7 protein-coding genes and 1 pseudogene are annotated in these 7,953 nt (G+C 62.8%); 5 read left to right on the forward strand and 3 right to left on the reverse strand.

Annotation, left to right across the window (positions count from 1 at the left end; genetic code table 11):
- Both EOA29_RS18010 and EOA29_RS18015 read right to left on the reverse strand, forming a co-directional pair.
- Positions 1-185: pseudogene (locus EOA29_RS18010) on the reverse strand (hypothetical protein); the annotation flags it as partial.
- Between the two features lie 265 nt (positions 186-450).
- Positions 451-1,620 carry a cystathionine beta-lyase gene (locus tag EOA29_RS18015; protein ID WP_126094476.1) on the reverse strand — a complete coding sequence of 390 codons (1,170 nt, stop codon included), beginning with the start codon at positions 1,618-1,620 and terminating at the stop codon, positions 451-453.
- 558 nt (positions 1,621-2,178) lie between these two features.
- On the opposite strand from EOA29_RS18015, the gene EOA29_RS18020 reads away from it, so the two are divergent.
- The 5 genes from EOA29_RS18020 (at position 2,179) to EOA29_RS18040 (ending at position 7,381) form a co-directional block, all read left to right on the forward strand.
- Positions 2,179-3,207, forward strand: a complete 1,029-nt coding sequence (locus EOA29_RS18020; protein ID WP_126094475.1) for an amino acid ABC transporter substrate-binding protein — start codon at positions 2,179-2,181, stop codon at positions 3,205-3,207.
- Positions 3,208-3,271: 64 nt separating this feature from the next.
- Positions 3,272-4,459, forward strand: coding sequence for an amino acid ABC transporter permease (locus tag EOA29_RS18025; RefSeq protein WP_126094474.1), 1,188 nt, complete (start codon positions 3,272-3,274; stop codon positions 4,457-4,459).
- A gap of 4 nt (positions 4,460-4,463) precedes the next feature.
- Positions 4,464-5,621, forward strand: a complete 1,158-nt coding sequence (locus EOA29_RS18030; RefSeq protein WP_126094473.1) for an amino acid ABC transporter permease — start codon at positions 4,464-4,466, stop codon at positions 5,619-5,621.
- Between the two features lie 77 nt (positions 5,622-5,698).
- Positions 5,699-6,502 (forward strand): amino acid ABC transporter ATP-binding protein, encoded by an 804-nt coding sequence (locus EOA29_RS18035; RefSeq protein ID WP_126084530.1) that lies wholly within the window; start codon positions 5,699-5,701, stop codon positions 6,500-6,502.
- Positions 6,503-6,742: 240 nt separating this feature from the next.
- Positions 6,743-7,381 (forward strand): TIGR02117 family protein, encoded by a 639-nt coding sequence (locus EOA29_RS18040; protein WP_126095948.1) that lies wholly within the window; start codon positions 6,743-6,745, stop codon positions 7,379-7,381.
- Between the two features lie 89 nt (positions 7,382-7,470).
- Here the strand turns inward: EOA29_RS18040 and EOA29_RS18045 are convergent.
- Positions 7,471-7,953 (reverse strand): FAD-dependent monooxygenase (locus EOA29_RS18045; protein ID WP_189478918.1); only part of this gene is annotated, 483 nt, incomplete at its 5' end.

Below are 7,953 nucleotides of genomic sequence, written 5' to 3' on the forward strand. Positions count from 1 at the left end.
GCGAACAGCAGCACGGCGGAAGCCCCCATCGGCGCCACCAGCAGCGCCACATGCGGGCCGCTCCCCATGGCGAGCCCGCTGATCACGCCGGTCAGCGCGACGCCGATGGTCGCGCCGATGCAGGCAAGCAGTCGTTCGCGGAGCGTCGCGCCGGCAAGGATCGGAACGAAGAGGCGGAACGCCATGGCAGGCCCTTGGGATCAAATGGCTGGAATTTGCGCTGCTCGCAATGCCGCCGAAGCCACGGATTTGGAAGCCAAACCAATCCGTATATTCGCGGCCGGGAAGAATATTATTGCGCGAGGCGACGCGTTCGCCACACCGCCAGCGGCCTCGGCTTTCTCAATCGCGCCCAATCTCCCGGACAGGCGTTTCATCCGTGAATTGGATGCGCCTGCCGGCAAAAGGTTCCCGGACTTGTCCGATCTGGTCGGGCGCTATGCCCGCCGCTCAGACTTCGGCTGCCGCTTTGAGCCCGCGCTGGATGTCGGCCTTGAGGTCCTCGACGTCCTCGAGCCCGATCTGCAGGCGGATGAGCGGACCGGCATAGGAGCCCTTGGCTATGGTGCGGTCGCCCAGGAAGACCGGCACGGCAAGGCTCTCATAGCCGCCCCAGGAATAGCCGAGGCCGAAGATCTTCAATGCGTCGAGGAAGGCGTGCTGCTGTTTTTGCCCGCCACCCTTGAGCACGATCGAGAAGATGCCGCTCGAGCCGCAGAAGTCGCGCTTCCACAGCGCGTGATCCGGGTGGCTTTCCAGTGCCGGATGCAGCACCTGCGCCACGCCCGGTTGCTCCTCCAGCCAGCGCGCGATGTCGAGTGCGCTCTTCTGGTGATGCTCGAGCCTGACCCCCATCGTGCGCAGGCCGCGCAGCACCTGGTAGACGTCGTCCGGCCCGGAACAGCATCCCAGCGTGCAGAAGCCTTCGTAGAGCGCCTTCCAATGCGTTTCGTTGGCCGACACCGTGCCGAGCAGCACATCGGAATGGCCGGCCGGATATTTGGTGGCCGCATGGATCGAGATGTCGACGCCATGGTCGAGCGGTTTGAAAAAGAGCGGCGTCGCCCAGGTGTTGTCCATCATGACGATGGCGCCTGCCGCATGCGCGGCCTTTACGATTGCCGGAATGTCCTGCACCTCATAGGTGTTCGATCCCGGCGATTCGGCGAACACCACCTTGGTGTTGGGCTTGATCAGCTGGGCGATGCCGGCGCCGATGCGCGGATCGTAATATTCGATCTCGACACCGAGGCGCTTCAGCATGGTGTCGGCGAAATTCCGTGTCGGATGATAGACCGAATCGACGATCAGCAGATGGTCGCCAGCCGAGACGAAAGTGAGCAGGGGGATTGTCACCGCCGCAAGGCCGGATGGCACCGCGATCGTGCCGGCTGAACCCTCCAGCGCGTCGACGGCCAGCGTGAGCGCATCCATGGTCGGCGTGCCGCGCGTGCCATAAGTGTATTTCTGGCTGCGCGATGCCATCGCGGCGGCGTCGGGATATAGCACTGTCGAGGCATGCACGACCGGCGGATTGACGAAGCCGAAATAGTCGCGCGGGTTGTTGCCGGAATGGGCAAGCCGCGTGTTGATGCCGATCTTGCTGCCGTCTGTCGCCATGGTTCGTCGCCTGTCGTAGTGTGTCTGGAGCTCAGCCATAGTGCGGCGTGGCGGCCCGTGCAACCGCTCCGAGCCCGCCAAGCGTCGGTGTTTGGGTGGGCCAAATAAAAGCTCGCCGGCTCACCGATCGCGCCCTTTGCGCGCCTCCGGTGGACTTGCGTCGAAGGCACCTTGGCGCGCCCGCCCTTCGCCATGAATCGCGCCAGTCCTTCCATCGCCGGCGACAGTAGTTACCGGCATGAATTAGCGTAACGTTCAAAATTTCCGTGGGCTCCGACTTGCCGGTTCCGGTTGCAGCTTTTGACCAATTCGCGGGCGCTTCTGACTGCAATTCGGGCATTTCCGGCAATCGGTTTTCAAACGTGTCGCAATTCGGTCATTTCCCTTGACCTCACAGGAATAATCGCCTTCGATGCGTTTCGTGAATGGGAGGCAGTGCACCGGCAACGGTGCGGGTCCGGGAGTGGGCCGAAGTGGGAGCTGCATTCACACATGAAAAAAGATCAGGGCTGCCTGGGAAGCAGGGGCGCCTGTAAAGCAGAAAAGGGTCTGTGGGTCATGAAACACATCGCAATCGGCATTCTTGGCGCCGCCGCGCTCGGGTTTACGGCGTCGGCAGCTTCGGCCGGCACGCTGGATACCGTGAAGCAGAAGGGCTTTATCCAGTGCGGCGTCTCGACCGGTCTCGCCGGCTTCTCGGCGCCGGACGACAAGGGGGAATGGCAGGGCATCGACGCCGACTTCTGCCGCGCCGTCGCGGCCGCCGTCTTCGGTGACGGCACCAAGGTCAAGTTCACACCGCTCAGCGCCAAGGAACGCTTCACCGCGCTGCAGTCCGGCGAGGTCGACATCCTGTCGCGCAACACCACCTGGACGATCAACCGCGATACCGCGCTCGGCCTGAACTTCGTCGGCACCACCTACTATGACGGCCAGGGCTTCATGATCAACGCCAAGAAGCTGCCGGGCGTGAACTCGGCGCTGCAGCTTTCGGGCGCCGCCGTTTGCGTGCAGACCGGCACCACGACCGAGCTCAACCTTGCCGACTACTTCAAGTCGAACAAGATGGAGTACAACCCCGTCGTGTTCGAGAAGCTGGAAGAGGTCAACGCCGCCTATGACGCCGGCCGCTGCGACGTCTACACCACCGACCAGTCGGGCCTCTATGGCATCCGTCTGACGCTGGGCTCGCCTGCCGATCACGTCGTGCTGCCCGAGATCATCTCCAAGGAGCCGCTCGGCCCGGCCGTGCGCCAGGGCGACGATCAGTGGTACCACATCGTCAAGTGGACCTACTTCGCGCTGCTCGACGCCGAGGAGCTCGGTATCACCAAGGCCAATGTCGACGAGATGAAGAACTCGGACAATCCCGAGGTCAAGCGCGTGCTCGGCCAGGAAGCCGACACCAAGATCGGCACCGATCTCGGCGTCTCCAATGACTGGGTCGTCAACATCGTCAAGGCGGTCGGTAACTACGGCGAAATGTTCGAGCGCAATGTCGGCTCCGGCAGCCCGCTCAAGATCGCGCGCGGCATCAACGCGCTGTGGACCAAGGGCGGCCTGCAATACGCTCCGCCGATCCGCTGATCGAAACGTGATCCCGGGGGGCAGGTCATCTGCCTCCCGGTTTCTCTTTCCAGGGGATGGTCGCATGGCATCGCAGGAAATCCTTCGCGAGGAGCCGAGCCGCGGCTCCTTCGTCAATGACCCGAAAATACGCAGCATCTTCTTTCAGACGCTGGTCATCGTCTTGTTGTTCGGCTCGGTCTGGTGGATCGTGCAGAACGTCATCGACAATCTGGCTCGCCTGCACATCGCCTCCGGCTTCGGCTTCCTGAGGGGCAGGGCCGGTTTCGACATCTCGGATACGCCGATCGCCTATACGTCCGATTCGACCTATTTCCGCGCCATCCTCGTCGGCCTGATCAACACCATCATCGTCGCAGTTGCCGGCATCGTCACCGCCACCATCATCGGCTTCGTCATCGGCATCGGTCGCCTGTCGCACAACTGGCTGATCCGCAAGATCTGCACGGTCTATGTCGAGATCTTCCGCAACATCCCGCCTCTGCTGGTCATCTTCTTCTGGTATTCGGGCGTGCTGGCCGTCCTGCCTCCGCCGCGCGAAAGCTTCCACCTGCCGTTCGGCACTTTCCTCAACCAGCGCGGCTTTTATTTTCCGCGCGCGATTTGGGGCGATGGCTCCTGGCTGATCGGCGTCGCCTTCGTCGTGGCGCTCGCCATGGCCTGGTTCGTCGCGTACCGGGCGCGCCAGCGCCAGATGGCGACCGGCCAGCAGTTCCCGGTGTTCTGGACCTCGGTGGCCCTGATCGTCGGCCTGCCGGTGCTTGCCTTCCTGCTCGCCGGGATGCCGCTCACCTTCGACCTGCCGAAGCAGTCGACCTTCAATCTGACTGGCGGCTTCCAGGTCAAACCCGAGTTCCTGTCGCTCTATCTGGCGCTCTCCTGCTATACGGCGGCCTTCATCGCCGAGATCGTGCGCGCCGGCATCAGGGGTGTCAGCAAGGGTCAGACCGAGGCGGCCGGCGCCCTTGGTCTGCGCTCCGGCCCGATTCTGCGCCTGGTTGTGGTGCCGCAGGCGATGCGTATCGTCATTCCGCCGATGACCAGCCAGTATCTCAACCTGACCAAGAACTCCTCGCTTGCGATCGCCATCGGCTATCCGGACCTTACCGCCACTGCCGGCACGGTGCTCAACCAGACCGGGCAGGCGGTCGAGGGCGTATTTATCATGATGATCGCCTATCTGGTGCTGAGCCTCATCACCTCCGCGGTGATGAACGTCGTCAACGCCAGAATGGCGCTGGTGGAGAGGTAGGGTCATGCAGGAACACGATATGTCCTGGGTGCGCACCGAGATGGCGCTTGCCCAGCCGGCGCCGCCCACCGAGCGCGGCGCCTATGCCTGGGTGCGCAAGAACCTGATCGGTTCGGTCAGCGACACGATCCTCACCGTTCTCGGCATCGCCATTGTTCTCTGGGTGCTGCCGCAGGTCATCAACTGGGCCTTCATCAGCGCCCAATGGATCGGGCCCAACCGCACGGTCTGCGCAACGGTCGCGCAGGGCGGCATCCAGCCCGACGGCTGGAGTGGCGCCTGCTGGGCCTTCGTCAACGCCAAGTTTGGGCAGTTCATGTTCGGCACCTATCCGGTCGAGGAACGCTGGCGGCCGATCCTGGTCGCTGTCCTGCTGGTGGTGCTTTTGGTGCCGATGCTGATTCCACGCGTGCCGCGCAAGGGACTGAACGCCATCCTGCTCTTCCTGGTGCTGCCGGTTGTGTCTTTCTTTCTCTTGTCCGGCGGTGCGTTCGGCCTCCCGCTTGTCGAGACTTCGCGCTGGGGCGGGCTGCTGGTGACGCTCAGCCTCTCTTTCGTCGGTATCGCCGTGTCGCTGCCGCTCGGCACGCTGCTGGCGCTCGGCCGGCGCTCCAAGATGCCGATCGTCAAGATGCTGTGTGTGATTTTCATCGAGACCGTGCGCGGCATCCCGCTGATCACGGTGTTGTTTTTCGCCAGTGTCATGCTGCCGCTGTTCCTGCCGGCCGGTGTCACCTTCGACAAGTTCCTGCGGGCGCTGATCGGCGTGTCGCTGTTCGCCGCCGCCTATATGGCGGAAGTGGTGCGCGGTGGCCTTCAGGCGATCCCGAAGGGGCAGTATGAGGGCGCCGATTCTCTCGGCCTCGGCTACTGGCAGAAGATGGGTCTGATCGTGCTGCCGCAGGCGCTGAAGCTGGTCATCCCCGCCATCGTCAACACCTTCATCGGCATGTTCAAGGACACCAGCCTGGTGCTGATCATCTCGATCTTCGACCTTTTGGGCGTGGTCAAACAGAACCTGTCCGACGCCAACTGGGCGACGCCGCAGACCGCGAAATCCGGCCTCGTCTTTGCCGCCTTCGTATTCTGGCTGTTCTGCTTCGGCATGTCGCGCTATTCAATGTACACCGAACGCCGGCTCGACACCGGCTACAAACGCTGATGCATGTCGCCCAAAAGTGTGAAACGGTTTTGGGATAACGACATGCATCAAATCGAACGATAAAAGGGGAATTGGCCATGAGCACCGAAAACGCCGTCAGCGCGGAAGACATCAAGGTCGATGCCAAGAAGATGCATGTCTCGACCACCGATGTCGCCATCGATATCGTCGGCATGCACAAATGGTACGGCGAGTTCCATGTGCTGAAGGACATCAACCTCAAGGTGATGCGCGGCGAGCGCATCGTCATCTGCGGTCCGTCCGGCTCCGGCAAGTCGACCATGATCCGCTGCATCAACCGGCTGGAGGAGCACCAGAAGGGCAAGATCATCGTCGACGGCAAGGAACTGACCAACGACCTAAAGAAGATCGACGAGGTGCGCCGCGAGGTCGGCATGGTGTTCCAGCATTTCAACCTGTTCCCGCATCTGACCATCCTGGAGAACTGCACGCTGGCGCCGATCTGGGTGCGCAAGACGCCGAAGAAGCAGGCCGAGGAAATCGCCATGCATTTCCTGAAGCGCGTCAAGATCCCCGAGCAGGCCAACAAATATCCCGGCCAGCTCTCGGGCGGCCAGCAGCAGCGCGTGGCGATCGCTCGCTCGCTGTGCATGAATCCGCGCATCATGTTGTTCGACGAGCCGACCTCGGCGCTCGATCCGGAAATGATCAAGGAAGTGCTGGAGACGATGGTTGGCTTGGCCGAGGAGGGCATGACCATGCTTTGCGTCACGCACGAGATGGGCTTTGCCCGCAAGGTCGCCAACCGGGTGATCTTCATGGATCAGGGCCAGATCGTCGAGCAGAACACGCCGGCCGAATTCTTCGACCATCCGCGCCATGAGCGCACAAAACTATTCCTGTCGCAGATCCTGCACTAACACAGCGCGACAACGATTTGAGAAGCCCGGCCGCAAGGTCGGGCTTCTTTGTTTTTGGACGATCGGCTAAGAAACTCTGTGCTTAGAGCGGTTTCGGCTTTTCACAGAATCGCTGACCCACTCTAACTATTTGTTTTTACGCAATTCCGGACGGAAAACTGTTACACACTTTTTCTGGAATTGCTCTAGAGGCGCAACGGAGCCCCGCCGTTGACGAGAAAATTCCTGCGTTTCCCGTCCATGCTGGTCGCTGTGCTCCTTTTTACCGCCGCGCTCGGCACGCTGGTGCCGCGCCCACTCTGGCCGGCGGTGGCCGCGGGCGAGGGCACCAGGCGCATACTGGTGCTCAAGAACCCGATCCATACCGACATCGCGATCCCGGTCGATGACGGCGTGCGCCGGCGTTATCATTTCCTCGCCGACGCCGGGCTGCCCACCGATGCGCCGCAGGCGCGCTACCTTATTTTCGGCTGGGGCGGTCGCGCGTTCTACCTGGAGACGCCGACATGGTCGGAACTGAGGGCCGTGCCGGTGCTGAAGGCGCTGACGCTGGACGCCTCGGTGATGCATGTCGACCTCGCCGGCGCGATTGCCGAACCGCGCCCGGACGTCGCTGGCTTCGACATCGACGAGAAGCACTTTTCGGTGCTGCTCGATTACATTCAATCGAGCTTCCGGCAGGGGCCGAACGGGCCGACGGTCATCGACAATGCCGGCTATTCCAGCTTCGACCGCTTCTACGAGGCCAACGGCCGTTTCAACGCGCTGGTCGGTTGCAACACCTGGACGGCGGCGGCACTGCGCACCGCCGGCCTGCGCACCGGCTGGTGGAACCCGCTCCCGGTGTCGCTGGGGTTGTCGATGAGGCTGTATGATTGATGGTTGGCATATCCGCGAGTTGCGAACGCCGCGTTCCGTCACACCCCCCTCTGTCCCGCCAGCCTGTCGAGCTTTATCGCTGCGACGCCTTACCGCCCTACAACGTTCCGCTCCTCCCAGCCATAGAGCCAGTCCAGATCCGCCGCGAGCTTTTCCGCCGGCCGCGTCGCCAGCACCAGGTTGCGGGCTAGCGCCACCGGTCCCCAGGCATGCCATGCCAACCGGTTGAGCGCGCCGCGCCTGAGCACCTTCTCGATGCGCGGGCGCCTGAGATTTTCCCAGATACCGAGGCTTTGCCGCGGATCGGCGGGAAAGTCGGCGACCAAACTGGCAAGCATCGCGGCGTCCTCTATGCCCATAGCCGCGCCCTGCGCCGCGAACGGCGTCATGGCGTGCGCGGCGTCACCGATCAGCGCGACGCCTTCCGGCATCGTCCAGCACTGCTGCTCGACGGTGTGGATCGGAAATGCCGTCCAGGGGCCGGCGAGCGTGGCAAGCCTTGCCAGAACCTGCGACGTGCCGCGCATGGCGCTGGCGAGAATGGCGGGAGCGGCATGGCCCGCCCAGCCTTC

The sequence above is a fragment of the Mesorhizobium sp. M1E.F.Ca.ET.063.01.1.1 genome, from assembly GCF_003998155.1.
Taxonomy (GTDB): Bacteria; Pseudomonadota; Alphaproteobacteria; order Rhizobiales; family Rhizobiaceae; genus Mesorhizobium.